General features: G+C 67.3%; 31 protein-coding genes, 1 tRNA gene and 1 pseudogene. 13 read left to right on the top strand and 20 right to left on the bottom strand.

Annotated elements, in window-relative coordinates; translation table 11 throughout:
• The first annotated feature begins 5 nt into the window (after positions 1 to 5).
• The 8 genes from ccoO (at position 6) to hemN (ending at position 7,662) form a co-directional block, all read left to right on the top strand.
• Entirely contained in the window at positions 6 to 740 is a 735-nt protein-coding gene (gene ccoO / locus GVO57_RS10620) for a cytochrome-c oxidase, cbb3-type subunit II (RefSeq protein WP_160593115.1), read from the top strand.
• On the top strand, positions 737 to 901 hold the full coding sequence (locus GVO57_RS10615; protein WP_160593114.1) for a cbb3-type cytochrome c oxidase subunit 3: 165 nt from the start codon (positions 737 to 739) through the stop codon (positions 899 to 901). Before ccoO ends, GVO57_RS10615 begins: the two co-directional genes overlap by 4 nt.
• The gene (ccoP, locus tag GVO57_RS10610; protein ID WP_160593113.1) at positions 894 to 1,754 is read left to right on the top strand and encodes a cytochrome-c oxidase, cbb3-type subunit III; all 861 of its coding nucleotides are present in this window, start codon (positions 894 to 896) and stop codon (positions 1,752 to 1,754) included. Before GVO57_RS10615 ends, ccoP begins: the two co-directional genes overlap by 8 nt.
• 2 nt (positions 1,755 to 1,756) lie before the next feature.
• The gene (gene ccoG, locus GVO57_RS10605) at positions 1,757 to 3,250 is read left to right on the top strand and encodes a cytochrome c oxidase accessory protein CcoG (protein WP_160593112.1); all 1,494 of its coding nucleotides are present in this window, start codon (positions 1,757 to 1,759) and stop codon (positions 3,248 to 3,250) included.
• Complete coding sequence (locus GVO57_RS10600) at positions 3,247 to 3,759, top strand: FixH family protein (protein ID WP_327785516.1); 513 nt, start codon at positions 3,247 to 3,249, stop codon at positions 3,757 to 3,759. Before ccoG ends, GVO57_RS10600 begins: the two co-directional genes overlap by 4 nt.
• Positions 3,756 to 5,897, top strand: a complete 2,142-nt coding sequence (locus GVO57_RS10595) for a heavy metal translocating P-type ATPase (protein WP_233281340.1) — start codon at positions 3,756 to 3,758, stop codon at positions 5,895 to 5,897. The genes GVO57_RS10600 and GVO57_RS10595 overlap by 4 nt, the downstream gene beginning before the upstream one ends.
• Entirely contained in the window at positions 5,894 to 6,088 is a 195-nt protein-coding gene (ccoS, locus tag GVO57_RS10590; RefSeq protein ID WP_160593111.1) for a cbb3-type cytochrome oxidase assembly protein CcoS, read from the top strand. Before GVO57_RS10595 ends, ccoS begins: the two co-directional genes overlap by 4 nt.
• A 254-nt stretch (positions 6,089 to 6,342) precedes the next feature.
• On the top strand, positions 6,343 to 7,662 hold the full coding sequence (gene hemN, locus GVO57_RS10585) for an oxygen-independent coproporphyrinogen III oxidase (RefSeq protein WP_160593110.1): 1,320 nt from the start codon (positions 6,343 to 6,345) through the stop codon (positions 7,660 to 7,662).
• A gap of 20 nt (positions 7,663 to 7,682) precedes the next feature.
• Here hemN and mazG read toward each other — a convergent pair whose 3' ends face one another.
• On the bottom strand, positions 7,683 to 8,396 hold the full coding sequence (gene mazG, locus GVO57_RS10580; RefSeq protein WP_233281569.1) for a nucleoside triphosphate pyrophosphohydrolase: 714 nt from the start codon (positions 8,394 to 8,396) through the stop codon (positions 7,683 to 7,685).
• Between the two features lie 377 nt (positions 8,397 to 8,773).
• Positions 8,774 to 9,591 (bottom strand): annotated as a pseudogene (locus GVO57_RS10575) (IS5 family transposase).
• A gap of 79 nt (positions 9,592 to 9,670) precedes the next feature.
• Here GVO57_RS10575 and GVO57_RS10570 point away from each other — a divergent pair.
• From GVO57_RS10570 to GVO57_RS10560, 3 genes are all read left to right on the top strand, one after another.
• Positions 9,671 to 9,898, top strand: a complete 228-nt coding sequence (locus GVO57_RS10570) for a hypothetical protein (RefSeq protein WP_160593109.1) — start codon at positions 9,671 to 9,673, stop codon at positions 9,896 to 9,898.
• Between the two features lie 69 nt (positions 9,899 to 9,967).
• Positions 9,968 to 10,375, top strand: coding sequence for a recombinase family protein (locus GVO57_RS10565; protein ID WP_456115023.1), 408 nt, complete (start codon positions 9,968 to 9,970; stop codon positions 10,373 to 10,375).
• A complete protein-coding gene (locus tag GVO57_RS10560; protein WP_160593108.1) occupies positions 10,375 to 11,673 on the top strand; it encodes a glycosyltransferase in 1,299 nt (432 codons plus the stop codon). The genes GVO57_RS10565 and GVO57_RS10560 overlap by 1 nt, the downstream gene beginning before the upstream one ends.
• A gap of 84 nt (positions 11,674 to 11,757) precedes the next feature.
• Here GVO57_RS10560 and GVO57_RS10555 read toward each other — a convergent pair whose 3' ends face one another.
• The 12 genes from GVO57_RS10555 to GVO57_RS10500 all read right to left on the bottom strand — a co-directional run bounded on the left by GVO57_RS10555 (position 11,758) and on the right by GVO57_RS10500 (position 22,161).
• A complete protein-coding gene (locus GVO57_RS10555; protein WP_160593107.1) occupies positions 11,758 to 11,910 on the bottom strand; it encodes a type II toxin -antitoxin system TacA 1-like antitoxin in 153 nt (50 codons plus the stop codon).
• The gene (locus tag GVO57_RS10550) at positions 11,910 to 12,341 is read right to left on the bottom strand and encodes a hypothetical protein (protein ID WP_160593106.1); all 432 of its coding nucleotides are present in this window, start codon (positions 12,339 to 12,341) and stop codon (positions 11,910 to 11,912) included. Before GVO57_RS10550 ends, GVO57_RS10555 begins: the two co-directional genes overlap by 1 nt.
• Positions 12,310 to 12,813, bottom strand: coding sequence for a tetratricopeptide repeat protein (locus tag GVO57_RS10545; RefSeq protein ID WP_160593105.1), 504 nt, complete (start codon positions 12,811 to 12,813; stop codon positions 12,310 to 12,312). The genes GVO57_RS10550 and GVO57_RS10545 overlap by 32 nt, the downstream gene beginning before the upstream one ends.
• 26 nt (positions 12,814 to 12,839) lie before the next feature.
• Positions 12,840 to 15,128 (bottom strand): ankyrin repeat domain-containing protein, encoded by a 2,289-nt coding sequence (locus GVO57_RS10540; protein ID WP_160593104.1) that lies wholly within the window; start codon positions 15,126 to 15,128, stop codon positions 12,840 to 12,842.
• Between the two features lie 15 nt (positions 15,129 to 15,143).
• Positions 15,144 to 15,287, bottom strand: a complete 144-nt coding sequence (locus GVO57_RS15735; RefSeq protein ID WP_456115022.1) for a hypothetical protein — start codon at positions 15,285 to 15,287, stop codon at positions 15,144 to 15,146.
• Positions 15,288 to 15,619: 332 nt separating this feature from the next.
• Positions 15,620 to 16,306, bottom strand: a complete 687-nt coding sequence (locus tag GVO57_RS10530; RefSeq protein ID WP_160593103.1) for a retropepsin-like aspartic protease family protein — start codon at positions 16,304 to 16,306, stop codon at positions 15,620 to 15,622.
• Entirely contained in the window at positions 16,303 to 17,085 is a 783-nt protein-coding gene (locus GVO57_RS10525) for an MBL fold metallo-hydrolase (RefSeq protein ID WP_160593102.1), read from the bottom strand. The genes GVO57_RS10530 and GVO57_RS10525 overlap by 4 nt, the downstream gene beginning before the upstream one ends.
• Entirely contained in the window at positions 17,082 to 17,861 is a 780-nt protein-coding gene (locus GVO57_RS10520; RefSeq protein ID WP_160593101.1) for a TatD family hydrolase, read from the bottom strand. Before GVO57_RS10520 ends, GVO57_RS10525 begins: the two co-directional genes overlap by 4 nt.
• A gap of 12 nt (positions 17,862 to 17,873) precedes the next feature.
• Positions 17,874 to 19,415 carry a methionine--tRNA ligase gene (gene metG, locus GVO57_RS10515; RefSeq protein WP_160593100.1) on the bottom strand — a complete coding sequence of 514 codons (1,542 nt, stop codon included), beginning with the start codon at positions 19,413 to 19,415 and terminating at the stop codon, positions 17,874 to 17,876.
• 5 nt (positions 19,416 to 19,420) lie between these two features.
• The gene (locus tag GVO57_RS10510; RefSeq protein WP_160593099.1) at positions 19,421 to 20,413 is read right to left on the bottom strand and encodes a DNA polymerase III subunit delta'; all 993 of its coding nucleotides are present in this window, start codon (positions 20,411 to 20,413) and stop codon (positions 19,421 to 19,423) included.
• Positions 20,410 to 21,042 (bottom strand): dTMP kinase, encoded by a 633-nt coding sequence (tmk, locus tag GVO57_RS10505; protein ID WP_160593098.1) that lies wholly within the window; start codon positions 21,040 to 21,042, stop codon positions 20,410 to 20,412. Before tmk ends, GVO57_RS10510 begins: the two co-directional genes overlap by 4 nt.
• A 72-nt stretch (positions 21,043 to 21,114) precedes the next feature.
• Positions 21,115 to 22,161, bottom strand: a complete 1,047-nt coding sequence (locus GVO57_RS10500; protein ID WP_160593955.1) for a lytic murein transglycosylase — start codon at positions 22,159 to 22,161, stop codon at positions 21,115 to 21,117.
• Between the two features lie 398 nt (positions 22,162 to 22,559).
• Between GVO57_RS10500 and GVO57_RS10495 the strand changes: the two genes are divergently transcribed.
• Together GVO57_RS10495 and GVO57_RS10490 are read left to right on the top strand one after the other, a co-directional pair.
• Positions 22,560 to 22,649, top strand: a tRNA-Ser gene (locus tag GVO57_RS10495).
• A gap of 64 nt (positions 22,650 to 22,713) precedes the next feature.
• Positions 22,714 to 23,532: a toll/interleukin-1 receptor domain-containing protein gene (locus tag GVO57_RS10490; protein WP_160593097.1), complete on the top strand. Its 819-nt coding sequence runs from the start codon at positions 22,714 to 22,716 to the stop codon at positions 23,530 to 23,532.
• A 142-nt stretch (positions 23,533 to 23,674) separates the two neighbouring features.
• Here the strand turns inward: GVO57_RS10490 and GVO57_RS10485 are convergent, their stop codons facing one another.
• The 6 genes from GVO57_RS10485 to GVO57_RS10460 all read right to left on the bottom strand — a co-directional run bounded on the left by GVO57_RS10485 (position 23,675) and on the right by GVO57_RS10460 (position 25,806).
• Positions 23,675 to 23,929, bottom strand: coding sequence for a hypothetical protein (locus tag GVO57_RS10485; RefSeq protein ID WP_160593096.1), 255 nt, complete (start codon positions 23,927 to 23,929; stop codon positions 23,675 to 23,677).
• 91 nt (positions 23,930 to 24,020) lie between these two features.
• A complete protein-coding gene (locus GVO57_RS10480) occupies positions 24,021 to 24,233 on the bottom strand; it encodes a hypothetical protein (protein ID WP_160593095.1) in 213 nt (70 codons plus the stop codon).
• 4 nt (positions 24,234 to 24,237) lie between these two features.
• Positions 24,238 to 24,471: a hypothetical protein gene (locus GVO57_RS10475; RefSeq protein ID WP_160593094.1), complete on the bottom strand. Its 234-nt coding sequence runs from the start codon at positions 24,469 to 24,471 to the stop codon at positions 24,238 to 24,240.
• Entirely contained in the window at positions 24,468 to 24,839 is a 372-nt protein-coding gene (locus tag GVO57_RS10470) for a hypothetical protein (protein ID WP_160593093.1), read from the bottom strand. Before GVO57_RS10470 ends, GVO57_RS10475 begins: the two co-directional genes overlap by 4 nt.
• On the bottom strand, positions 24,836 to 25,066 hold the full coding sequence (locus GVO57_RS10465; RefSeq protein WP_160593092.1) for a hypothetical protein: 231 nt from the start codon (positions 25,064 to 25,066) through the stop codon (positions 24,836 to 24,838). Before GVO57_RS10465 ends, GVO57_RS10470 begins: the two co-directional genes overlap by 4 nt.
• A gap of 194 nt (positions 25,067 to 25,260) precedes the next feature.
• On the bottom strand, positions 25,261 to 25,806 hold the full coding sequence (locus GVO57_RS10460; RefSeq protein WP_160593091.1) for a hypothetical protein: 546 nt from the start codon (positions 25,804 to 25,806) through the stop codon (positions 25,261 to 25,263).
• Between the last annotated feature and the right edge of the window lie 409 nt (positions 25,807 to 26,215).

Genomic DNA, 26,215 nt, shown 5'->3' with positions numbered 1-26,215 from the left:
CCGACATGGCGACCAAAATCCTCGACCATGGCAGGATCGAACGCAACGTCACGCTGCTGATGGTCCTGTCGCTCATCACCGTGGCCATTGGCGGGATCGTCGAGATCGCGCCGCTGTTCTGGATCGACTCGACGATCGAAAAGGTCGACGGGGTCCGGCCCTACACGCCGCTCGAACAGGCGGGGCGCGACATCTATGTCCGCGAAGGCTGTTTCAACTGCCACAGCCAGATGATCCGTCCGTTCCGCGACGAGGTCGAACGCTATGGCCATTACAGCCTGGCGGCCGAGAGCATGTATGATCACCCGTTCCAATGGGGATCAAAGCGCACCGGGCCGGATCTGGCGCGGGTCGGCGGACGCTATTCGGATGAATGGCATGTCCAGCATCTGAAGAACCCGCAGGCGGTGGTGCCGGAGTCGATCATGCCCGGCTATGCCTTTCTGGCGACGCGCGAGCTCAAGGTGCCCGACATGACGGCCAGCCTGACCGCGCTGCGCCGGGTGGGCGTGCCGTACCGCGACGACCAGGTCGCCAATGCCCGGGCCGATCTGTTCGCCCAGGCCGATCCCGCCGCCGACAGCGCCGATTTCCTGAAGCGTTATCCGACCGCCCAGGTGCGCGATTATGACGGCGATCCCGCCCGCGTGACCGAGATGGACGCGCTGGTCGCCTATCTGCAGATGCTCGGCACGCTGGTCGATACGCGCAAGGCGGCGGCGATGGAGCAGGCCAGATGAGCTACCATCTGCTGCGCGAGCTGGCCGACAGCTTTGGCCTGCTTTTCCTGGTCATCGTCTTTGTGACCGCCGTCATCCGCGCCTTCCGGCCCGGTGCCCGGCCCCATCATCTGAACGCCAGCCTCATTCCGCTGAGCGACGAGGAACCGCGTCATGGCTGACACGAACCTGCCTTCGGTCGAAACCACCCATCATGAATGGGACGGGATCGAGGAACTGAACACCCCGCTGCCGCGCTGGTGGCTGTGGACCTTCTATGCGACGATCATCTTCGCGCTCGGCTATATGGTCGCCTATCCGGCGGTGCCGCTGCTGAGCACTGCCACGGCGGGCATGCTCAACTGGAGCAGCCGGGGCCAGTTTGCCCAGGAACAGGCAGCGGCCAAGGCGGCGCGCGCCGGCACCGAACAGGCACTCGCCAGCCTGCCGATCGAGCAGATCGCCGCCGATCCCCGGCTGATGGGCGCGGCGGTCGAGGGCGGACGCGCTGCGTTCAAGGTCAACTGCGTCCAGTGCCATGGCGCGGGGGCGGCGGGATCGCCCGGCTATCCGAACCTCAACGACAATGACTGGCTGTGGGGCGGCGATCTGCGCGCCATCCACACCACGCTTGAACATGGCATCCGCCATCCGGGCGACGAGGCGACGCGCATGTCGCAAATGCCGGCCTTTGGCCGCGACGGCATCCTGAATGCAGGCCAGATCGCCGATGTCGTGTCGCACGTCCGGGTGATTGCGGGCGCGGAAGCGCCGAGCCGGTCCGCACAGCGCGGGGCGCAGCTTTATGCCGACAGTTGCGCTGCCTGCCACGGGGCCGAGGGCAAGGGCGACCGCGCGCTGGGCGCGCCCAACCTGACCGATGCGATCTGGCTATATGGCGGCGACCGTGCGGCGCTGACCCAGACGGTCACCAATGCGCGTTACGGCGTGATGCCGGGCTGGAACCGCAAGCTTGATGCGGCGACGCTCAACATGCTCGCCGCCTATGTCCACAGCCTGGGCGGCGGGGAATAACGATGACACCCGCCGGGGCCAGCGTCGCCGCGCCAAAGGGGAAGGGCCAGCGCCCGGCCCCGCCGCCGCCGCCCGAAAGCCTTTATGTCCGGCGCGCGGACATTTTTCCGCGCGCCGTGGACGGATTTTACCGGCGGCTCAAATGGGCGATCATGGCGGCGACGCTGGCGGTCTATTACGTCACGCCCTGGCTGCGCTGGGATCGGGGGCCTTACGCTCCCGATCAGGCGGTGCTGGTCGATCTCGCGCATCGCCGCTTCTATTTCTTCGCGGTCGAGATCTGGCCGCACGAATTCTATTATGTCGCCGGACTGCTGGTGATGGCGGGGATCGGGCTGTTCCTGATTACCTCTGCGGTCGGGCGCGCCTGGTGCGGCTACGCCTGCCCGCAGACCGTGTGGACCGACCTGTTCCTGCATGTCGAACGCTGGATCGACGGCGACCGCAATGCCCAGCTCCGGCTGCGCGCCGCGCCGATCGGCCCGGCCAAGGTCATGAAGCGGCTGGCCAAGCATGGCCTGTGGCTGCTGATCGCGATGGCGACCGGCGGGGCGTGGATTTTCTATTTCGCCGATGCGCCGACGCTGGCGCGCGACTTCCTGACCGGTCAGGCGGCGATGGTCGCCTATGCAACCGTCGGCGTGCTCACCGCCACCACCTATGTCTTTGCCGGCTGGATGCGCGAACAGGTCTGCATCTATATGTGCCCCTGGCCGCGCATCCAGGCGGCGATGCTCGACGAACGCTCGCTGATCGTCACCTACAAGGACTGGCGCGGCGAGCCGCGCAGCCATGGGGCCAAGCGCGCCGAGGCGGCGGGTGCGCCGACCGGGGACTGCATCGACTGTTCGGCCTGCGTCCAGGTCTGCCCGACCGGGATCGACATCCGCGAGGGGCCGCAACTGGCCTGCATCACCTGCGCACTGTGCATCGATGCCTGTGACGCGGTGATGGCGAAGATCGACCGTCCGCGCGGGCTGATCGATTATGCGACGTTCGAGGATTGCCGCGCGGAAGCCGCCGGCGCGCCGCCGGTGCCGATCCGGCGGACGCTGCTGCGGTCGCGGACCTTGCTCTATTTCGGGCTGTGGGCGGCGGTCGGCATGGCGATGGTGCTGTCGCTCGGCGCGCGCACCCGGCTCGACCTGTCGGTCACGCCCGACCGCAACCCGCTGTGGGTGCGGCTGGCCGATGGCGACATCCGCAACGCGGTGACGGTCAAGGTGCGCAACATGGAGGCGCGGCCCCGCCCGGTCCGGATCGAGCTGGTCGGGCTGCCCGGCGGCGCGTTGTGGGATTCGCTCACCAATGAACGCAGCGCCGCGCGCGGCCTGACCATCACCGTTCCCGCCGATCAGGTCGAGAAGCGCCGGATTTACATCCGCGCGCCGCGCACCGCTCCGGACAACTACGCATTGAGGCTGGTTGCCCTCGATGGTGAACCGGCGGGCGATACCGACGAACTGCGCTTTGAAAAGCCGGAGGAGGGCGAGTGAGCAAGCGGGCGATGGCAGGCGGCGGAGACGCGCCGCGCGGCTTTACCGGCCGCCACATGGCGGGTGCGATCACCGGCTTTTTCGCGGTGGTGATCGGGGTCAATCTGACCATGGCGGTGCTGGCGACGATGAGCTTTGGCGGCAAGGTGGTCGACAACAGCTATGTCGCCTCGCAGCGCTTCAACGGCTGGCTGGCCGAGGCGCGGGCGCAGGACGATGCCGGCTGGCAGGCGGGCTTTGCCGCCGATGCCGGCCATGTGGTGATCACCAGCCGCCCCGGCAGCAGGGTCGAGGCCGTGGCCAGCCACCCGCTCGGCCGCGCGCCTGAACGTGCGCTCAGCTTTGTCGAGCAGTCACCGGGCCGCTACCGCGCGGCGGAGCGGCTGCCCGCCGGGCGGTGGCAGCTGCGCGCGACGATCTGGGCGAAACCGGGCCGGGGGAAAGCGGGCCTGGATAAAGCGGACGGCGCTGCCGCCCCGGCGCGCTTTGCAGCGGATGTGCGGCTGTGACAGTCGCGATCGCACATAGCGAGTTTGCGCTGCCCGGCGTGCGCTGCGCCGGCTGCATCGCAAAGATCGAACGCGGGCTGGCACCGATGGCCGGGGTCCGCGCCGCGCGCGTCAACATGACGACGCGGCGCGTGGCCATCGACCATGCGCCGGACCTGACGCCCGACCAGCTCCGCGCCGCCCTGGCCGGGATCGGGTTCGAGGCCCAGCCCATCGCCGCCGCCGCGGCCGCGGCAGCGACCGAGGATGCGGGCGAAAGCCGCGCGCTCATTCGCGCGATGGCGGTCGCGGGCTTTGCGGCGATGAACATCATGCTGCTGTCGGTCTCGGTCTGGTCGGGGGCGAGCGGGGCGACGCGCGACCTGTTCCACTGGCTGTCGGCGCTGATCGCGATGCCGACCGTCGCCTATGCGGGCCGGCCGTTCTTCGCCTCCGCCTGGGCGGCGGTGCGGCGCGGGCGGACCAACATGGACGTGCCGATTTCGATCGGCGTCATCCTGGCGACCGCGCTCAGCCTGTTTGAAACCGTGACCGGCGGGCCGCACGCCTATTTCGACGGCGCGGTGTCGCTGCTGTTCTTCCTGCTGGTCGGGCGCGTGCTCGACAGCGTGATGCGCGACCGGGCGCGCGCGGGCGTTGCCGCGCTGCTGCGCGAAACCGCGCCGGGCGGCGCGGTCGAGCTTGCCGACGGGCAGACGGCATGGCGGCGCGCCGATGAAATCACGCCCGACATGACGCTGATCGTCGCGGCGGGCGAAAGGCTGGCCGCGGACGGCATCGTCCTGCGCGGTGACAGCCGGCTCGACATGTCGCTGATCACCGGCGAAAGCCGGCCGGAACCGGTCGCCCCGGCTTCGCGGGTGGTGGCGGGCACGCTCAACATCGATGCGCCGCTCGCCATCCGGGTGACCGCCGCGGGCGAAGCGACGACCATCGCCGGCATCGCCCGGCTGATGGACGCGGCGGGCCAGGGACGGTCGCGCTATGTGCGGATCGCGGACCGGGCGGCGCGCCTTTACGCCCCCGCCGTGCATCTGCTCGCGCTGCTCAGCTTTGCCGGCTGGATGATCGTCGGGGCGGGCTGGCATGACGCGCTGCTGGTCGCGGTGGCGGTGCTGATCATCACCTGTCCGTGCGCACTCGGCCTTGCCGTGCCCGCCGCGCAGATCGTGGCGGCGGGCGCGCTGATGAAGCGCGGGGTGCTGATCAAGGATGGCTCCGCGCTCGAACGGCTGGCCGAGGCGGACTGCGTGCGGCTGGACAAGACCGGCACGCTGACGCTGGGGCGCCCCACGCCCGTCGGGGCGCTGCCGCTCAAAGGCGAGGAACGCCCGGTTGCGCTGGCGCTGGCGCGGGCGAGCACCCATCCGGTCGCCCGTGCGCTGGCGATCGAGCTGCAGCGCGCGGGCGTGATCGCCGCCACGCTCGACGATGTGCGCGAAACGCCGGGGCTGGGCGTTGAAGGGCGGGTCGTCGGGGGCGGGGTGGGCGGGCTGATCGCACGGCTTGGCCGCACCGAATGGGTGGGGCTGGGCGTCGCGGCGCATGACGGGCTCGAAACCGGCTTCCGGCTGGGCGAGGATGCGCCGAAGCGGCTGTGCTTTGCGGATCGGCTGCGCGACGACGCGGCGGCGACCGTTGCCGGCATGAAGGCGCTGGGCATGGATGTCGGCATCCTGTCCGGCGACCGGGGGGAGGCGGTGCGTCCGGTCGCCGCCGCGCTTGGGCTGACCGCTCAGGTCCGGATGCGTCCGGAAGACAAATTGGCGGCCATCGACCGGCTGAAATTGGCAGGCCATCATGTGCTGATGATCGGCGACGGGCTGAATGACGGGCCGGCGCTGGCCGCCGGCCATGTCTCGCTGGCGCCCGCCTCGGCCAGCGATGTCGGCCAGACGGCTGCCGACGCGGTGTTCATGGGCGACAGCCTTGCCCCCACGCTGATCGCGGTGCGCGCCGCGCGCGCGACCCGGCGGATCGTCGGGCAGAACTTCGTGCTCGCCATCGGTTACAATGCGCTGGCGGTGCCGCTTGCCATTCTTGGCCATGTCACGCCGCTGGTGGCGGCGATCGCCATGTCGAGTTCGTCGCTGATCGTGGTGGCAAACGCGCTGCGCCTGAGGAGCTGTGCACGATGAGCGGGCTTGCCTTTCTGATCCCGGTTGCGCTGCTGCTCGGCCTTGGCGGGCTGGCAGCCTTTCTCTGGTCGCTCGGGGCCGGCCAATATGACGATATGGACGGCGCGGCGCTGCGCATCCTGATTGACGAGGACGGCGTGAGCGTCCCTGCCGCCATGACGTCAGCCACCGGCAGGGAACCTGGGCTGTGACCGGGCGGGCGATCCTGCCGTTCGCGGCCGTGTTGATGCTCGCCTGGCCGGCGGCTGCGCGCGAGACCAGGCGGCACATCATGGTTCCGACCTGCAATGGCGGCCAGGTCCGCATTCCGCTCGACAAGGAGGGGGGCGGCGGCCCAAGCGATGACCGGCCCTGCATCTCCGCCTGTCACGCGCCTCTGCCCAGCCGCAAGAGATCCGTATAACACCCTATAGCTGGCCGGGCCGGCGGGCGCGAAGCTTTGGCCATGTGGCCTTATCATTCCGATCTGCTCGCCCGGCCGGTGCCGCGCTACACCAGCTATCCGACCGCCGCCGAGTTCACCGAGGGGGTTGAGCGCAGCGCGCATGACGCGGCACTGGCCGCGATCGCGCCGGGGGCGGAGGTGTCGCTCTATCTCCACATCCCCTATTGCCACGAAATCTGCTGGTATTGCGGCTGCAACACGGGTGCCGCCAATCGCAGCGCGCGGCTGACCGCCTATCTCGACGCGCTGAGTGCGGAGATCGACCTGCTCGCCCGCCGGGTGGCGGCGAGGGTGCGGGTGGGGCGCATCGCCTTTGGCGGCGGCAGCCCCAATGCCATTTCCGCCGAGGCGATGGCCGGGCTGGTCGCGCAGCTGCGCGACCGGTTCGATGCGCCGGCCCCGATCCTGTCGGTCGAACTCGATCCGCGCAGCTGGAGCAGCGAGTGGGAAGCCATGCTCGCGACCTGCGGCTTTCAGCGCGCCAGCCTTGGCGTCCAGACCTTTGCGGCCGAGGTGCAGGCGCGGATCGGGCGCGTGCAGCCGACCGAGCTGATCGCAGAGGTCACCGCCGGCCTGCGCCGGGCGGGTGTCGCGTCGATCAATCATGATCTGATGTATGGCCTGCCGGGGCAGGACATTGCGGCGCTGGAAGACAGCATCCACCAGTCGGTGGCGCTCGGGGCCGACCGGCTGGCGGTGTTCGGCTATGCCCATGTGCCGCACATGCTGCCGCGCCAGCGACGCATCGACGCCAGCCAGCTTCCCGACGGCTATGCCCGGTTCCGCCAGGCGGCATTTGCCTATCATCTGCTGGCCCGGCATGGCTATGTGCCGGTTGGCTTTGATCATTTCGCAAAGCCGACGGACCCGGTGGGACGGGCAGTGAAGGAAGATCGGATATTCCGCAACTTCCAAGGCTTTACAGATGATACCTCACAATATCTTCTGGGCCTGGGGGCGAGTGCGATCAGCCAGTTTCCGCATCTGATCGTCCAGAATGACAAAAGCGCGGGCCGTTACCGGATGAACGTGACCGCCGAGCTGCTGGCGACCGAACGCGGTGTGGCGCGGGACGGGGAGGACCAGCTGCGCGGTCGGATCATCGAACATCTGCTGTGCCGGGGCCATGCCAAGGTGCCAGCGGGACGCTTTGTCGATGCGCTCGATCGGCTGACGCCCTTTGCCGATGCCGGGCTGGTGACGCTGGGCAACGGCGAAGTCCGCATCGCGCCATCGGCACTGGCCTATGCACGCGGCATTGCCGCCTGTTTCGACCGGCACCGGGAACCCGGCCAGCGCCAGTTCAGCAGCGCGGTGTAGCGAACTGCCCAGGTGGCGGATCAGGCTGGCCCGGCCTCGCGCTTCGCCCGCTGCCACAGCTCTTCCTTGGCAGCGAGATCGAGGGCGGCAAAGTCCGTCGCCATCGCCTCCATCGCTCTGAAGCGTGTTTCAAACTTGCGATTGGCCGCGCGCAAAGCCTCTTCCGGATCAATGTTCAGATGGCGCGCGAAGTTGACGACGGCAAACAGCAGATCGCCAATCTCATCGGCCCGATCCTCGGGCGCGGCGGCGTCAACCTCGGCCAGTTCCTCCAGGATCTTGGCGCGCGCGCCGGCTGGGTCCGGCCAGTCAAAGCCGGTGCGCGCCGCGCGTTTCTGCAGCTTTTCGGCACGCAGCAGCGCGGGCAGCGCCTGCGTCACGCCGGCGAGCGCGCTGGCATCGGTGCCGGTGGCCGCACGTTCGGCGGCCTTGACCGCTTCCCAGCCGGGTGTCGTCCCGTCGCCGAACACATGCGGGTGGCGGCGCTCCATCTTGTCGCCGATGCCCGACAGCACATCGGCCAGATCGAACGCGCCCATTTCCTCGGCGATCCGCGCATGGAACACCACCTGAAGCGCCAGATCGCCAAGCTCGTCGCGCAATGCGGGCAGATCCTGGCGCGCGATCGCGTCGGCCACCTCATAGGCTTCCTCAATCGTGTAAGGCGCAATCGACGCAAAGCTCTGCGCGACATCCCATTCGCAGCCATGGTCCGGATCGCGCAGCCGGGCCATAATGCCCGCAAGCCGCGCCAGCGCAGCGGGTGCAGCCTGCCGGTTGGCATGCGGGGTCTCGCTCTCGGTTCCGGCAGGGGCGCTGTGGCTCGTTCCGCTCATCGTGAAATGTTCGCGCAATTCTGGGAAGTCCCTATTTGTGCAAGGCGGAAATGTCACACTCCTCCTTAAGTCTGGGTTGTCCCGGTAGTCCATAGGAGGGCCCCATGCGGGCGGCGCAGCGCGCACCCACAGCGCTGGCGTAGCCGCCCGCATGGTAGGTACCTGTGGACCCACCGGGTCAACCCGGGGGGATGGGGGTGCGGGGGAAGGGGGCTCTGTCGGCTTGGCTCAGCGCAGACCCGTATCCGGTGCCGCCGTCGCTCGCTCACGGCAGCCTAGGCGGCGTGGACAAATTTGAGCCAGTATCTGGCGGTGGCGAGATGGACCATTCCGAGGAAGCTATTGGCAAGCTGGTCGTAGCGGGTGGCGATGGCGCGGTTGATCTTGAGTTGTCCGAACATGCGCTCGATGCGGTTGCGCTGCTTGTAGAGCGTCCGATCATGCCCGATTTTCACGCGGCGGTTTGACCGGCCAGGGATGACGGCCTCGATTTCCCGTTTGGCAAGGTCGGCACGGATTGCGTCGGCGTCGTAGCCCTTGTCGGCGAGCAAGGCGTCGGGTGCGCGCTCGGGTAGGCCGATCAAGGCGTCATAGGCCTTGCAATCTGCCGCCTCGCCGACTGTCAGATGGAACGCGAGCGGTCGTCCGAGGGCATCAGCCAGGCAGTGAAGTTTACTGGTGAACCCGCTCCGCGAGCGGCCAAGAGCTCGTCGATGAGTCCCCCTTTTCCGCCCGCTGCCGAGACGTGGGCGCGAACGGTGGTGCTGTCGATGCTGTAGTGGCCGCTGTCCGCCATGATTTCGGCCAATGTTACGGCGACGGTCTCCCAGACTCCGGCTTCGCTCCAACGTCGGAACCGGCGATAGATGGTGTTCCAACTGCCGTATTTGGGCGGGACATCGTGCCACGGAGCGCCGCGACGGAGCCGCCAAAGTATGCCATTGATGATCGAGCGGTTTTGCTCGGGCGGACGGCCTCGGCCACGGTTCTCAGGCTCGATCGGCAACAAGCCATTCAGAACACGCCACTCCGCTTCGGTGAGATCGCCCCGGCTCAAACCTGCCTCCAAAAGGCAGCCTTGAATCAACCTCATCGCTTCGCGTCAATCTCGCCGTGCGTTTCCTTCATCAGTTCGATTGCGAAGGCCGTGCTTTTGGGAAATAAGTTCACCTATGACTGCCGTGCCAATAGACGAAGCCGCACCACAGGCATCGACACTGAAACTGATGCTGATGGGGTTCCAGACCCTCTGGTACCCCTATATTTTCGTCTGGTTCATCCAGAAACCAGAATACCCGACGGCGTTCCGCCGGGTCTTCACCGCATGGGCGATCTTCTGGTGCGGATGCGCAGTGCTGTTCTTTGTCGTGCAATTCGTCACGGGCGATCAACTCAGATAGGCATCCAGCCCGCCCCGAATTTGTCCACGCCGCCTAGACTTCTGCCGTGCCGGCGACACGATCTGCGTCGTGCGCCTCGACCGGCTCGGCCGTTCGCTCAAGGAGCTGCTGGAGACTATCGACATGTTCAAGGCGCGCGGGCTGGCGTTCCGATCGTTGGAGGAGCGTCTGGATACGTCGTCGGCGGCTGGCGAGCTGGTGTTCCACGTCTTCGGCGCCATCGCACATTTCGAACGGCGGCTCATCATCGAGCGTACCCGCGACGGCATTGCCGCTGCCCGTGCACGCGGCAAGGTACCGGGGCGGCCGATGCTCGACACCGACAAGCTCGCCTCGGCGCTCAAGCTGGTTGAAGCTGGTGTTCGTCCCGCGCAGGCTGCGAAGCAACTCGGGCTTGGGCGATCCACCCTCTACCGTGAACTTGCGGTTTTGCGGGATACGATGCCATTTACGCCTGCGCTGGAGGAAGTACCCTGATGGCTCGCGTCCTTCTGGTAACGATCGGCTCCCTGGGAGACCTGCACCCGTTCATAGCGATCGGTCGAGCCTTGACCGTGCAGGGGCACCGCGTCGTTCTGGCGGTTCCCGAAGACGGCGTCGCCAAAGTCCGTGCCGCCGGCCTCGATGCCGCGCCGATCCTGCCAGGCTATGCCGACATCTGCGCACGCCTGGGCATGAGTCCGGAAGAGGCGGCGGCCAAGGTTCTCGGAGACACGAACTTCGTCGTCGACCAGATCCTCATCCCGTCGCTTCGATCGAGCACGGCAGCGCTGGACGAATTATCGGCGGATGCTGACGTGATCGCCGGTTCGATCTTCGCCCTTGCCTCGGAGATCGTCGCGGAAAAGCGCGGCCTGCCTTTGGCGTCAGTCGTGCTTCAACCCATGACGTTGTTCTCGGCGTGGCAGCCTCCCACGGCACCACGGTTTGAGATCATGCGGCATCGGCCGCGCACCGCCATCGGGCGGGGCTGGAACCGGACATTCTTCGCCCTCGCGCGCGCCACCCTGCGTCGGCGTCACGCCCGGCAGATCGATCATGTTCGTGCCGCACACGGCCTTCCGTCCAGCCAGGGTGCTCCCATGCTCGATCATGGCTCGGCCACAGCGGCTGTCATATGCTGCTGGTCGCAGGCGTTAGGCAAGCTTCCACCCGATGCACCGCATCACGCGATCCTGACGGGCTTTCCCTTCTTCGACAGCGAGAGCGGCGCCGACGACGAACTGGCCGTCGAACTTCGAGCCTTTCTCGACGACGGTCCTCCGCCGCTCGTCTTCACTCTGGGATCGTTCGCGGTCGCTTCGGCCGGCCGGTTCTATGATGAGGCGGCTGCGCTCAGCCGTGCCGTCGGCAGACGAGCGGTGCTGCTGACCGGGCAACCGAGACCACCGCGTCGCGATAGCGACTGCCTCATCATGAATTATGCGCCACACTCGGCTGTCTTCCCTCGTGCATCTGCCATCGTTCATCATGGCGGCATCGGGACGACTGGACAGGCATTGCGTGCGGGACGCCCGCAGATCGTCGTTCCCCACTTCGGCGATCAATTCGACAATGCCGCGCGATTGGAAGCGAGTGGCGTGAGCGCCACAATCCATCGCGACAGGTTCAAGGCCGATCAGTGCACGAGCATCGTATCACACATATTGACTGACCCAGTGATGGCGGATGCGGCACACCGGGCGACGACGATCATTGCCGGGGAAGACGGCGCGGCGAAAGCCGCACGGCACATTGCCGCTTTGGCAGTGACATCGCCTCTGGCAAACGGCTGACATCGACCTCGAGAACTGACAGATGTTGTCGTGGCCTCTGTGCCGGTCCAGAAAACATCCGTTTTCCGGACGGGTAGTCACCGGTCACGCGCCGATACGACGGCTGTGCTCCGCAAGAGCGCGCGGCAGACGCTCGTTCGGAGCGGGCGGATTGGTGAGAGCCTGAAAGAGGGCTGCCCGGTCTCGATCGGACAGGCTCAGAGTCTCGCGCTCGGAGATTTTGCGGGGCTGCTGCATCACAGGCTCTGATGGTCGGTCTCGGACGAATCGCAATCGTTATCGTGCGCCCATTGGTTCGAAACGTCCATGCCTTCGGCCGCCAGCGCATCAGCTGCCCGGGCGATCATCATGGCGTGCGTCCCTGACGGGAACGTCGCGGCGTGGGGGCGGCGGTCCTGATCGGCCTGAGTGCGATGGCGCCACAGCACGACCGGGCCGCGGGCGACGTGATCGGCTGCCAGAGCCACAGCCTGCTCGACAGCTTTGGACATCGCGGCTTCGAGCTGGTCGAGCGCGGCTGCGGCGTCGGTCGGGATCGAACTGTATCCGGATTGCCAGCGCTTGACCGTGCGGTCCTGCAACCCGCATAGGCTCGTGGTCTCGTCGACGGGCAGGCCCAGCGAACGGCGGCGGGTGTCAGATTCCGCCGGGGTCATCAGCGCGCCCATGTTTGCGTTCCGCTTCGGTGATCAGTTGCCGTCCACGGTCGGCGTCGCGTGCGATGCCCCGGCCTTCGACCAGCATGTGACCGAGCCGATACTTCGCCTCGGCGTTCCCCGGTCCGCCGTCCGCATTGGGGATCATCATGACCTGCCCTGCACCGCCGGGCCGGACGGGCGGAGAATAGATGCTGGTGAATGCGGGGCGGTCCTGCGCCGCCTTTTCATATAGTGCGGCGGCACGGCTATCGTCGCGCGCCACGCCGCTACCCGTTTCGAGGGCGCGGGCGAGTTCGACCATCGCCGTCCGATCGCCCTGATCGGCCCGGCATTGTAGGTGCGGCAACCGCATTGCTTCATCGGCATAGGTGTAGCGGATGCGGGTCACGCCCGCCGCGCCAGTGATCGGTACGGCCCCGACGCCGCGCAGAGCGGCACAAATCGGTGGAGAAGAGGGTGTAGCGCAGCCTGCGATCGCCATCAGGAGAGGCAATACGGTCCACGTCCTCATTGCACTTCCTCGTCCGGCACGAGATCCCAATCGACGTTACCGCGCGCCTCCTGCCGCTTGCGCGATTTGCCGGGCGGCAGCTGTGCTGAGGTCAGGCCGCCAAGCTTGCGTAGGGCTTCGGCCATCAACGGCTTTTGTCGTTGCAACGCAACGTCGACCATGGTGTCGCCATCGCCTTCCAGTCCCGCAAGCGTGTTCGGGTCCGCGCCCGCCTGCACCAGCACCGCGGCACTCGCCGGGTTCTTGCAAGCCGCTGCGACGATCCAGAGCGGCGGTTCGCCGTTGAGACGCGCATCGAGCGGGTAATCGATGCGCACACCGGCGCCGGTAAGAAGCGCTCCCGTCGACGGTTTGCATGCGCGCGATAGGTCGGCCCATGATTGCCACAGCAGGTCGGGGCGCTTCGCCTTGTCGCCGCGAAACCCTGCCGCGAGCATCAGGCGAATGACGTCATTCCAACCCGGGCGTACCGCCGCACCCAGCGCCTCCTCCATCGATTGCGGGCCTTCGCTGACCGTGACGAGCTGAACCAGCGAGCGGATCATCGCCATCTTCTGCGCATCGGGCGCGCTGGGAAGTGCCTCCGTCGTGGGATCTTCCATGGGATGCATGGGGATGCGCGCTTCGATAAGGTCCATGTAGCCGGTCAAGGCCCGCGCCACACCGACCGGTCTGAGGGTGGCGAGCGATGCGACGAGCGCCGGATCGCTCCTTTCGACAGCCCTATGGGCGATCATGGTAAAGGTGTCGAGGCGCTGCTTGAGGGCGGCCAGACCGTCCCATGACGCGATCTGCGGGAAGCGACCGTCCGGATAGGAGGCTTGGCGCTGCTCACCAAACCGGTCGACGCGAACAGGGGCCACCAACGGCGCCAGTGCGGTCATCATATCGGCGGTGCCGTACTGCGCGACCGCATCGACGATCGTGGCTCGACGATATTCGTGCAGGTCGGCAGCCTCGCGGGCGAGCACCAGCAGACCAGCGGTGTTGCCGGCCTTTATCGTGTCTTCCATACGGAGCCGACGATCGGCAGCTTCGCGTACGCACGATGCAAGAGCGACGATATCGCCCTGCGAGGCTGACGTCCGACACGCACTCAGCCGGCTTGCCGGGAGCAGATTGAGTTCACCCCCATAGTTGGCGAGAAAGATCAGGGCATTTTCCTGTTCAGCGCTGGCTGCAGTGGCCCACAGCACCGACTCCGCCTTTGATCGGCCGAGTTCCTGTTCGTGCAAAGCGATGTAGCGCCGGGCCAGATCGAAGCGGCCCGCCTTCGTCAGCCGGTGAACCCAAAAGGACGGATCACCGCCTTCGAGTAGAGGCAGGAGCCTGGTGACGGCATCGTCCTGCCGCGCGTCGAGCGCGCGATTGAATGCGGAAGCGATTTCGTGTTGAACGACGGTCTGCTCATCATCAGCGGTAGTCGCCTTCCGGTCGCGCACGACACGGTCGATCAGATCGGCGCGGCCGGTGCTGACAACAAGACCGATCCAGTCGCATTCGAGTGCGAACATCTGGCCGGGTTCGCGCCGGTCGGCGCACAGACCGGTTGCACCGTCGAACCTGGCTCCGCGATCTAGCATCGCGGCGACGAGCGCGCCATTCTTCATTCGCAGTGCTCGAGCAAGCGGCGCCGGACCATCGAAGTCGCCCCCGCTCGAAGGCGGTCGAACCGCAGGATCGGCACCCCGCTCGATTAGCAGGCGCGCCATCTCGCCGTCGTTACGGTATAGTGCCCAGTGCAGGGCGGTGTGCCCGAGAAGATCTCGGGCGTTGATGTCGGCACCTGCCGCCACGCCGGCCAGCATGGCCGGATCGGCGCTACGCGCGGCCTCGGCATAGGTTCGCACAGTTCCTGTGTAGCGTGCCTTCGGCCGCTTGCCCTCTCGCGCGCAGAGTTCCGGATAGAGGAACAGCGGATCGTCGACGAGAGCCTGGTTGTAACGGGTCACGAAGCGGGTCGCAGCCTCGCCGTGGGTCACTTCCTCCTTGCCGCTGATGACGTCGTCGGCGACATACCATTTCCCGATCGCGGGCCGCGTCCATAGCGCACACGATACGCCCGGCAGGCTCCAGCCCGAGGGCATGAAACCGATATAGTTGCTCCCGGCAAGACGGAAGTCGCCTCTGTTGGCAGCACTCCTGGCCTCTTTCGCCGGATCGCGCGCCTTCAGCCTGGCGGTCTTTTGTCGAAGAACCTGTTCCATGGTCTGGGCTGAAGACTGTCCCGTACAGGCAGCGGGTATGAGCAGGAAAAACAGGACGACTAGCACCGAACGCAACATAGCTTTCTCCCCCTCTTATGCCGATCGCGCTGTCCGTTGCGGCAGCTTCTCGCCATCAGGCCCGATCTCGTCTTTCGGCGTGACATGACGGTAGAGCGTCTGCCGCGTGATGCCGAGTTCGGCGCACAGCTCCGCGACCGTGGTTTCGGGCTTGCCCATCGCGGCCTGGGCTAGGCGAGGCTTAGCGGGCGTCATGTTGAACGGACTTCCGCCATGCCGTCCCCGCGCACGGGCGGAGGCGAGGCCGGCGCGGGTGCGCTCCTCCAACGATCCTCATCCTGTCACATAACCCGTCTTCTGGTCTATAGAGACACCAAGGACGTCTGCTGCTCGGGTGTACTTTATCTCGCGCTTGAGAACGCCGGTGAGAAGTTGCGACAGTCGCTCGGGCGGGCAACGCATCGTTCGATCCCTTCGAACCGCCGGCTGGCTGCCGCCGCTCGAAAAGGGACATTTGAGCGTTGCAGGATCCGGACATTTGAGCGTTTCTCCTACATGAAAATATCCCGATAATATACATTATGTAAAATATGATCCGATTGGAGGCCGGCATCAGGCCCCTCGGCCGCGCCAACGGTCCGCTCGGGCTCCAGGATCAATGTGCGCCCTTCGACGCGCCACGACGCCAGCGACGACAGAAAGTTCATGCCCAGCACATTGGTGTCGCCAAAGGCCGGCGACACCACCGCCGCGAGATCGCGCGCGACAATCGGGCCAAGCCGCAACTCGGCAATCCGGGCCCGCCGCGCTTCGACCCGGCCATTGGCCGTCGCCAGCACGACCGGAAACCCGCTCTGCGCAATGTCGAGCCCGGCGGCGCGTGCCTGGTTCAGCCCCATGGCGGTGCGCGTTGCGCCGCTGTCGATCAGGAAGCGCTGTTCGGTGCCATTGACCCGCGCCCGCACCCAGAAATGCCCGTCATCCGCCATCGGGATCCTGAGCGTGCCGCCGACCGTGCGGCCATGTTCGCCCGACAGGTCGCCGAGCACGCGGCCAGCCAGACTTTTCAGCTCGGCCCTGTAGCTGGCGGCAACCAGCACCGCGCCGATGATCAGCAGCCAGCCTGCCGCCATCCGTGCCAGCGATCCGAACGGCACCCGCCGCGCGATCAGGCCCGATCCGACCAGCATGAGCATCAGCAGCGCGCCGGCAAGCTGCGCAGAGTGATCGCCGCTCATGCGATCACCAGCTGCTGGCCGTCATGGGCCGGCATCACGCCTTCGGGCAGCTCGGCACACAGCGTCCGGTAATCCATCGAGTTGTCCATATGGGTCAGCAAGGCCCGGCCCGGCCTGACCTGCCCGATCCAGCGCAGCACATCGTCCAGATGGGCATGGGTCGGGTGCGGCGCGCGGCGCAGGGCATCGACAATCCAGAGATCGCACTGCTCGTACAGATTATGCATTTCATCGGTCATGCGGTTGAAATCTGTGGCGTAGACGATTGATTTTCCCCGGCTGTCGAACCGCAGGCCGGCGGAGGTGATCGCGCCATGGGGCTGATCGACGGCGCGCAGCCGGATGTCGCCGATCATCATGTCGTCATCCAGATTGCCGAGCGTCGCAATCGCCGGATAGCCCGGCTCGCCGGCGAAAACATAGCCGAAGCGCCGGTGCAGCACCGCTGCCGTTTCAGGCCGCGCATAGCCGGAAACGGGCCGGCCCATGCGGTGGAACAGCGGCCGCAGATCATCGAGGCCGTGGACATGGTCGGCATGGTCATGCGTCCAGATGACCGCGCTCAGCCAGCCGATGCCGGCATCCAGCAGCTGCATCCTGAGGTCGGGTGTCGTGTCGACCAGAATGCGCGTGTCGCCGCTTTCAACGAGGATCGACACGCGGCGACGGCGGTTGCGCGGCTCGGCCGGATCGCAGGCGCCCCAGTCGCCATCGCTGCCATCCTCGCCGATGCGCGGCACGCCCGATGACGTGCCGCAGCCGAGGATGGTGACCTTCACCGCGCAGCCTTGGTAAACAGCCGATGAAAGTTTGCGGTCGTCGCCTCGGCCAGCGCCTCAGCTTCGGTGCCGCGCAGCGCCGCCAGGAACCGCGCGGTATCGGCCACGAACGCCGGCTCGCACGGCTTTCCGCGATGCGGCACCGGGGCGAGGAACGGCGCATCGGTTTCGATCAGCAGCCGGTCTTCGGGGATCATCCGCGCCGTTTCCTGCAGGTCGCGGGCGTTCTTGAACGTCACGATCCCCGACAGCGAGATGTAGAAGCCAAGATCGAGCATCCGCACCGCAAAATCGCGGCTGGCGGTGAAGCAGTGAATGACCCCGCGATAGTCGCCCGCCGCCATTTCGTCGGCGATCAGCCGGTGACTGTCTTCCTCCGCATCGCGGGTGTGAACGATGACCGGCAGGCCCGTCTGCCGGGCTGCGGCGATATGGGCGCGGAAACTGTCCTGCTGCCGCGCGCGGTCGCTATGGTCGTAATAATAATCGAGGCCGGTTTCACCGATCGCCACCACCCGGGGGTGCGCGGCCCGCGCGATCAGCCGGTCGGTGTCGACATCGGGATGCGCATCGGCCTCATGCGGGTGGATGCCGATACTGGCCCAGATATGGTCATGGCGCTCGGCAACCCCGATCACATCGTCCCATTCGCGCGCGCGCGTCGAGATGTTGAGCATCGTCGCCACGCCCGCCGCCCGGGCGCGGGCAATGACCCCGGCCTGATCCTCGACCAGCCCTTCATAGTTCAGATGGCAGTGGCTGTCGGTAAGCTGCATCACGCCTCCCCGTCACGCCTCGCCTTCGGCCGGCAGCTCCAGCCGGGGAAAGATCGGGCTGGGCGGGGCAAGAACCGTGCTGTCCAGCCAGTCCCGATCGGGCAGATCGGCATAGCCACGCCGGTCGGCGGCAACGCCCAGCAGGTCAAGCAGCCGGTCGGCCGAGCCGGGGATGACCGGCCGGATCGCGATCGCCAGTTCGCGCAGCGCCAGCAGCAGCGTGCGCAGCACCGCCTCCATCCGCTCCGGATCGGTCTTGCGCAGCGCCCAGGGTGCCTGGGCGTCGACATATTGGTTGCACGCGAACACGCCGCGCATCCATGCCTCGCACGCCTGTGACAGCGCCAGATCGGCAAAGGCCGCCGGCACGTCGCGCCGCGCCGCCTGTGCGACCAGATCGAGCAAAGCATCATCAGCCGGATCGCCGCGCCCGGCCGCCGGTACCCGGCCCAGATTTTTGGCGATGAAGCTCAGCACCCGCTGCGCGAGATTGCCGAAGCTGTTGGCCAGATCGGCATTCACGCGGGTGACGATCGCTTCGGCCGAATAGCTGCCATCCTGGCCGAACACGACCTCGCGCAGCAGGAAATAGCGCAATCCGTCGATCCCGAAGCGTTCGGCAAGGTCGAGCGGATCGACCACATTGCCGAGCGATTTCGACATCTTCTCGCCGCGGTGGAGCAGGAAGCCATGCCCGAACACCTGATGCGGCAGCTTAATCCCCGCCGACAGCAGGAACGCCGGCCAGTAAACGGCGTGGAAACGCACAATATCCTTGCCGATCACATGCAGGTCAGCCGGCCAGCGCGCGTCATAGCCGGCATCGGGATAACCGGCGCCGGTCAGATAGTTGGTGAGCGCATCCACCCACACATACATCACATGGCCCTCGGCCCCCGGCACCTTCACGCCCCAGTCGAAGCTGGTGCGCGACACCGACAGGTCGGCCAGCCCGGCCTCGACAAAGCGGATCACCTCGTTGCGGCGCGCTTCCGGGCGGATGAAATCGGGATTGTCGCGGTAAAGCGCGAGCAGCTGGTCCTGATAGCGCGACAGGCGGAAGAACCAGCTTTCCTCGACCGTCCATTCAACCGGGGTGCCCTGTGGCGACAGGCGGACGCCCCCTTCCCCGTCGACCAGTTCCTTTTCATCGTAAAAGGCTTCGTCGCGGACCGAATACCAGCCCTCGTAACGCCCGAGATACAGGTCGCCGCGCGCCGCCATCGCGTTCCAGATCGCCTGGCTCGCGGCGTGATGATCCGGCTCGGTGGTGCGGATGAATCGATCATAGGAAATGTTCAGAGCATCGCACATTGCCTTGAAATAACACGACATTTCATCAGCAAGCGCGGACACGTCAACGCCCTTGTCGCGCGCCGTCTGGACCATTTTAAGCCCATGTTCGTCGGTGCCGGTCTGGAAGAAGACGTCGCGGCCCGACATGCGCTGGAACCGGGCGACGGCATCGGCGGCGATCGCTTCATAGGCATGGCCGATATGGGGACGGCCATTGGGATAGCTGATCGCGGTGGTGATGTAGAAAGGCTTGGCCATGGCCGTCAGCCTTTAGCGTGTGCGCGCGTCCGGGCAAGCGCGGCCACATGCCCGCACAGCTGGAAAACCGTTGCCTGCGGGTCGAGCGACAGCGGCAGCGCGCTGGCCGCCAGATCGCGCGCCCGTTCCCATTCGGTCAGGATCGCGTCCAGCTGCGCGCCGCGCGCGGTGCGGGCGCGTTCGACGAGAAAGGCGGGCGCGCGTTCGAGAAACGCCTGATAGCGCGGCTGCACCGCCTTGGCCGACAGCGCCTTGGCGAGCGCCAGCCGCTCCGCATTGCGGGGATCGCCGGTGTCGGCAATCCGGTCGAGTGCGGCGTCCAGCCCGGCCAGATCCAGCCCGGCAAAGCGCAGCGCCTGCCCCGGCGCGCCGCCGCCCGCGCGCACCAGCGCGGCCAGCTCGTCCGGCGCGGCGTCGGGCAGCGCCCCGGCGAGCGCTGCTGTCATGACGTCATCGCCAAGCGCCTGAAAACGCAGGATCCGGCAGCGTGACCTGATGGTGGGCAGCAACCGGCCCGGCGAATGGCTGACCAGCAGGAAGATGGTTCCAGCGGGCGGCTCCTCCAGGCTTTTGAGCAGGGCATTGGCCCCGGCGCGTTCCAGATCGTCGACCGCATCGATGATGATCGCGCGCCGCGTCGACAAGGCCGGGGCCATGCCCAGCATCGGGACCAGCGCCCGGATCTGGTCGATGCTGATGTTGCGCGCCAGTTCCTCGCCGCGCCCCTCGCGCGCCAGCCGTTCGATCACGCGGAAATCAGGATGCGCGTCGGCGGCGATCAGCCGCGCGGTCGGGTGATCGGCGGGCACGTCCAGCCCGTCGCCAGCCGGCGGCGGGCCGGCCGCTTCGGCGAGCAGGCGCGCGGCGGCCGCCCGTGCAAAGCCGCCCTTGCCCACCCCCTTCGGCCCGGCGAGCAGCCAGGCATGGTGCAGGCGGCCGCCGCGCATCGCCTCGACAAAGGCGGCGATCTGGGCCTGATGGCCAAGCAGCGGCGTCATGACGTCAGATCGGCAAGCGCTGCGACCAGCCGGGCGGTCACCGCCTCGGCCGGGCCATCGGCGGCGACCAGCCGGAACCGCTCCGGCTCACGCGCGGCCAGGGCCACAAAGGCATCCGCCACCCGGTCAAGAAACCCGTCGCTGCGCGCGGCAAACCGGTCTGCATCCGCGCCGTCGCGGGCGACCATGCGTGCCGTGGCGGCGGCGACCGGCATGGTCAGCACCAAAGTGCGGTCGGGCATCAGCCCCTGACTGCCGACGCGGTGCAGCGCCAGGATCTCGTCATCGGTCAGGCCGCCTGCCACCCCCTGATAGGCGCGGGTGGAATCGATGAACCGGTCGCACAACACCCATGATCCCGCCGCCAGCGCCGGGCGGATCACCCGTTCGACATGGTCGGCGCGCGCCGCGGCGAACAGCAGCGCCTCGGTGCGCGGGGACCAGCGATCGACCGCGCCGGTCATCAACAGCCCCCGGATCGCCTCTGCCCCCGGCGTGCCGCCCGGCTCGCGCGTGGTGACGACGCTCAGCCCGCGCGCCTTCAGCGCCTCGGCCAGCAGCAGCAGCTGGGTGGATTTGCCGACCCCTTCCCCGCCTTCCAGGCTGATGAACCGGCCGGTCATGACCATGGCCCCGTCGACATGGCGGATAAGGGCGGGCGGATCAGGCGGGGCATCGAACCTCTGGGCAGGGTGAACGGATCATGACGCGGGCGCGACCGCATCGGCCAGCAGGCCGACCGACAGCGCGTAGAAGTTCGAACAATTATAGTCGAGGATCACGCGGTAATTGCCGGTCAGCAGATAAGCGGGTGCCCCCGGCCCGTCGGGCTCGATCAGGCTCGCCAGCTCGTCATCGGCCAGCGCGGGGCCGCCGGTCTGCACCACGCCGCGCGCGCGCCATTCGGCCACGGTCAGCCAGCGGCTGTGCCGGTCATGCACGCGCGGGCAGCGCGGCGGTTCCAGCCGCCCGGCGATCGCCTGCCGGTCCAGAAAGGGCGGCGCGCTCGCCGGCACGCCCCAGGGCCGGCCCCGCCGCCAGCCGGCATCGACGAAATAGGCGGCGATGGAGGCGAGCGCATCGGCCTCGCTGCCCCAGATGTCCGCCCGGCCGTCGCCATCGCCGTCGCGCGCGACGCGCAGATAGACGCTGGGCAGGAACTGCGGATGCCCGGTCGCGCCCGCCCAGCTGCCCTTGATCCGTTCGCGCGGGACGCCCCGGTCGATCAGTTTCAGCGTCGCGATCAGCTCGGCGGTGAACAGCTCCCGCCGCCGGCCTTCATAGGCCAGCGAGGCGAGCGACCGGGGCAGATCGAACCCGCCAGTATAGCTGCCATAATTGGTCTCATGCCCCCAGATCGCGACGATCACCGGCGCGGGAACCCCGGTCTCGGCCTCGATCCGCTTGAGGATGGGCGTCAGCGCCTGATAGCGCGCCTGGCCGCGGGTGATGCGCGCACTGTCGACATGGCGCGCGCGATAGGGCGCAAAGGCCGGGATGCGCGCCGCAGGTGCTGTCGAGGCGGGATTGCCGCCGGGCTGCGACCGGTCCAGCTCGACCACGCGCGGGTTGAAGCTGAGCGTCGGCAGCACGGCATCGAGCGTGCGTGCGCTCACCCCCTCGGCCAGCGCGCGGGCGCGCAGCTGCGCGAGAAAGGCGGCAAACCCCGCTTCGACCGCAGGCGCGGTTTCGACGGGAGGCGGTGCCGCAACAGTGCCCTGCCCCTCATCCTCCGCCTGCACCTGCATGGCGGCGGGCCCCGTCGCCTGCTGGGCAAGGCCCGGCCCGGCCACCAGCGCGGCCAGCCCCGCGATCCAGAACCGTGCGGCTCTGCGCTTTGATCCATCCATCGCCATCTCCTCCCCCTTCCCTGCCACAGGAGCGGGCAGGCGCGAAGATGGCTCGTCGCACCCGCGCCACCGCCCGTCCCGGCACGTTTCCCCTTTTCGCCAGCGACGGCCGGCGATAAGCGGCATCCAGAACGGACAGGTGGCCGAGTGGTTTAAGGCAGCGGTCTTGAAAGCTGCTGGGCCTTGCCGCCGCAGGTGCAAGAATGGAGAAGGGTTACAGCCGGTTAGCAGCAGTCCGAATCAGGTGGCGGTTCCGCCCGTAAGCTGATCGTAAGCTGCTGGTCGCGCGTCGGTAGGGAAGAGTGTCCGAGTGGTTTAAGGAACCGGTCTTGAAAACCGGCGACGGGGCAACCCGTCCGTGGGTTCGAATCCCACCTCTTCCGCCAGCCGAACCGAGCCTTCTCAGAGGCAAGCTCGCTTCCTATGTTTACAGGGAGACGGGAGCTGTTGATGCCTCACAAGATATTCCTTAGCCACAACCACAACGACAAACCGCTGGTAGAGGCGGTTGCGATAAAGCTGGCGTCTATCTTCGGCCAGGACCAAGTCTTTTACGATTCGTGGTCGATTAAGCCCGGCGACGGCATCATCGACCAGATGAACAAGGGACTTGAGGCGCCTGAGTTCGTGTTCTTCTTCGTGTCGAAGAATAGCCTTGCCAGCGGGATGGTGAAGCTGGAGTGGCAGAATGCCCTCTATTCGGCTTCTAAGGGCAGAACGCGGATAGTCCCGGTGCGGATCGACGGCAGCGAAATGCCGGCCGTCCTCAAACAGACCCTTTTTATTGACATGCACACGGTAGGTTTGGATGCTGCGATTGCGCAGATTGTCAGCGTCACCCAGGGGAACGCCTCGTTCACGCCTCAGCACCTCGGCTTCTCCAATCTGAGTTACGCCAAGAGCAACGGTGCTGACGGTTCTGTCGAGATCACGGTCAAAGCGTCGCACCTGATGGAGCCAAATCCCCACTTCGCGCTTGTCGTGGGCAATCCCGAGGAAGAGCTACAGTGGGAGATGGTCAACGGGCAGCCTTTCATGGGCGGCTTCAATAAGGATGCGTTCACGCTGAGCAGCGGCGGCACCGCTGGTTGCATCTCGTTTCGCCCTCTAGGCGGTGCACTCACGCCTGCTCATCCGCTCAGGTTCCGTGTGAAGCCCCGCGGCAAGGCCCCGGTTCAATTCTTTGGGTTGCACCACCAGAAAGGCGAAACGGAGTGGGTGCCGGTCCCGGTGGATACACGTGGATTCGTGAGCATCAAGATTTCATAGCGGCGCCCCACACCGTGGGGTGCAGGGCGCCGGCAGCGTCAGAGCGGTGAAGGAGGCTCTGCCCCCGCTGCTGCGGATGTTCGATTAACGAGGGACCGTCCGCTGGTCCTCGGCGCAGTGACAAGGCCACGCTACCGCCGCGTCACCCTCCGGCGCGGCGATCTCCGGAATAGTTGCCGCCGGTGAGGCCGTCCGCGAACCGCTCGTCGCTCTCGCGGCAGCCGCCGACTGCGCCCGTGCACATGCGCAGCCTCACCACGTCCTCGCTGAAGAACGGACGGCGGCAGCGCAGACACCGCGCCCAGCCCACGAACCTGACCACACGGGGCGGCGCGTAGTCGTGGTCGAGAACGGGCTCCCGGCGCAGCCCGCCGTCGTCGGCCCAGGGCTCGGGCACAGAGAAGCCGTGCGGGCCGACTCTCGACGGCCGGGCACCCGCGGCCTTAGCGCCCCGCCCTCGCGCTGGGGCGGCACGGCCGCGGCCGTGGTCACCGTGCCCACGCCCCGTCGCGGTGCCAGCGCCGCACGGCAGCCAGGATCACGGGCGTGTCGCGCCGGTCCAGCAGGCCGGCGTCGGCCTGGGCCTGCCAGTCGGCCGCCCAAGCGTCCAGCGAGCCGTAGGCAAGCTCGAACGGCGAGGCGGGCGACCTGGCCTGCGCCAGCCGCCTCGCCCTGGCCAGCATCGCACGGGCGCCCGCCACGTGGTCAGCCCCGGCCCACGCCGGCCCGCGCTTCGAGCGCAGCGATGCGTTCCTCGTGCGCTGCGACGGTGTGCGCCAGCTTCGCCAGCAACTGGTCCACGTCGTGCGGCCACTCGCGGGCGCGCTGCTCGGCGTCGATGCGCTCCTGGGCCTGCTCGGCAGTGCGGGCATAGATGGCGTCGAGCAGTTCGGGCGTGGCGTGGTACTTCGGCACCTCGTTTGGATTGGTCGTGGTCACGGCTGCATGGCTCCCATGTCGTTGAGCAGGTCGAAGGCGTCGCGCCGGGCGTCGTCGTCGCTGTCGCGGGCGATCCGGCGGAGCCGGTCCAGCATCTGGCGGCGCAGCGCGGGGTCGATGGGCTCGGGCTTGTCGGGCGGCCGGATGCCCAGGAGGTTGCGCACCTCGGGTCCCGTCATCGGCAGCACCTTCACCTGGCACTTGTGGTCGGACACGAACGCCCGCGCCTTGGCCAGGGCGGCGTCGTACTCGTCTATCGGTTGCAGCGCCGCGCGCCGGCCATCGATCATGGTGACCACGAACAGGTCCAGCTTGCCCGGCGTGTCGGTCATCACCCGGTAGCGGGGCATCCACGAAGCGTAGGTCACCGTTGTTTCTCCTCTAGGGCGGCGAGCACCGCCTCCAACTCTTCAGTCCGGCGGGCCTCGCTGAGGGCACTGATGCCGTCGATCACCAGCTTGCCCACGTCGGCGGAGAGGCTGCCGGCAGCCACGGCGGCCAGCACCCTCGCCAGCACCAGGGCCGCGGCGCCGCTGTCGCCGTCCAGCGCCTTGGCGACCTGCACCTCGATAATGGCCCGCAGCTCCGACAGCATCTGCTCGGTGGCGAGAAGGCGGCGGTCGGCCCGCCCAGCCGGCCGCCCCTCGGGTTCGGCGACGGGCCGCCGGCCCGCCAGTTCGGGTTGCCCGGGGGTCGGCGCTCGGGCTCCGGCTTGGGCGGCGGGGGTGCCCAGCCCTCGCCCCAGGGCGGTGGGATGAGTTGGCTCACGTCAACCTCGATATGTTTAGATCAAACGGTGGGTTCGATGCGCAGCGCCGCCAGGGCGCGCTCGTTGGCGTCGTTTATCGCGCGGACCATCTGCGGCTTGGCCTTGACCACGTTCTGGAACGCCAGGTGGAAGGCCGAGCCGTTGCCGCCGGTGCTGTCCATAGTGTCCCGCACCTTCTTCATCAGCGCCAGCCGGGCCACGAGGTGCGGGTTCTTCTTGGCGTGGTACTGGTGGAGGTAGTGGTCGCGGTCCTCGTTCGAGAGGCGGCTGAGGTAAGGCGGGCTGCCCAGGATGCTGGCCAGCGTCGTGTCGTCGTCCGCCTCCATCGCCTGGCGGATGAGCTTCGACCGCTCCGGGCGTTCGAGCGACCGCGCATGGTTGCGGATTTCGGCGTTGAGCGAGCCGAGGGCGCGCGCCTCAAGCGGCTTCATCAACTCGCCCTCGGTGTGGGCAATGCGGGCGTCCAAGTCGCGACAGGCTCGGTCCAGCCGCTGGGCGAGGCGGTGCTTGTGCTTCTCGACCTCCTTGCCCACGATGAGGATGCGGTTCTCGGGCGTCCAGGCCATGTTGGCATCGGCCGCCTCCCTGGCGGCGTGCAGCTTGATCAGGGTCTGGTGGGCGTCGTCGAAGACGCTGATGACGTCGTCAACGAAGCCTCGGTTGGTGTCGTTGTACCTACCCTTCGACCGCGCGGTACGTCTCGGGGTCCAGTGCGGGGGTGACGCGGGTGTCTACTTTGTCGGCCACGGCGGGCTCCAATGCTCGAAGTTGCTTGCGGTGTGCTTACGCTGCGACTCTTCGGGCTAGGTCCACAAGGGCTGTTTCAAAAGAAAACAAGCACTTGCATCTGTTCGCGATTACACGACCGCAAGTTAGCCTAACCTTTGGCCACAGGAGCGGCTACTTTGGCGGGCGCGGCGCGCCGACTCTGCGCCGGGCCGGGCAACCGGCCAGCGGGCGGGCGCGCTGGCACCT

Source organism: Sphingomonas changnyeongensis (assembly GCF_009913435.1).
In the GTDB taxonomy this organism is placed as follows: Bacteria; Pseudomonadota; Alphaproteobacteria; order Sphingomonadales; family Sphingomonadaceae; genus Sphingomonas_B; species Sphingomonas_B changnyeongensis.
This window is presented reverse-complemented; position numbering and strand designations above follow the sequence as displayed.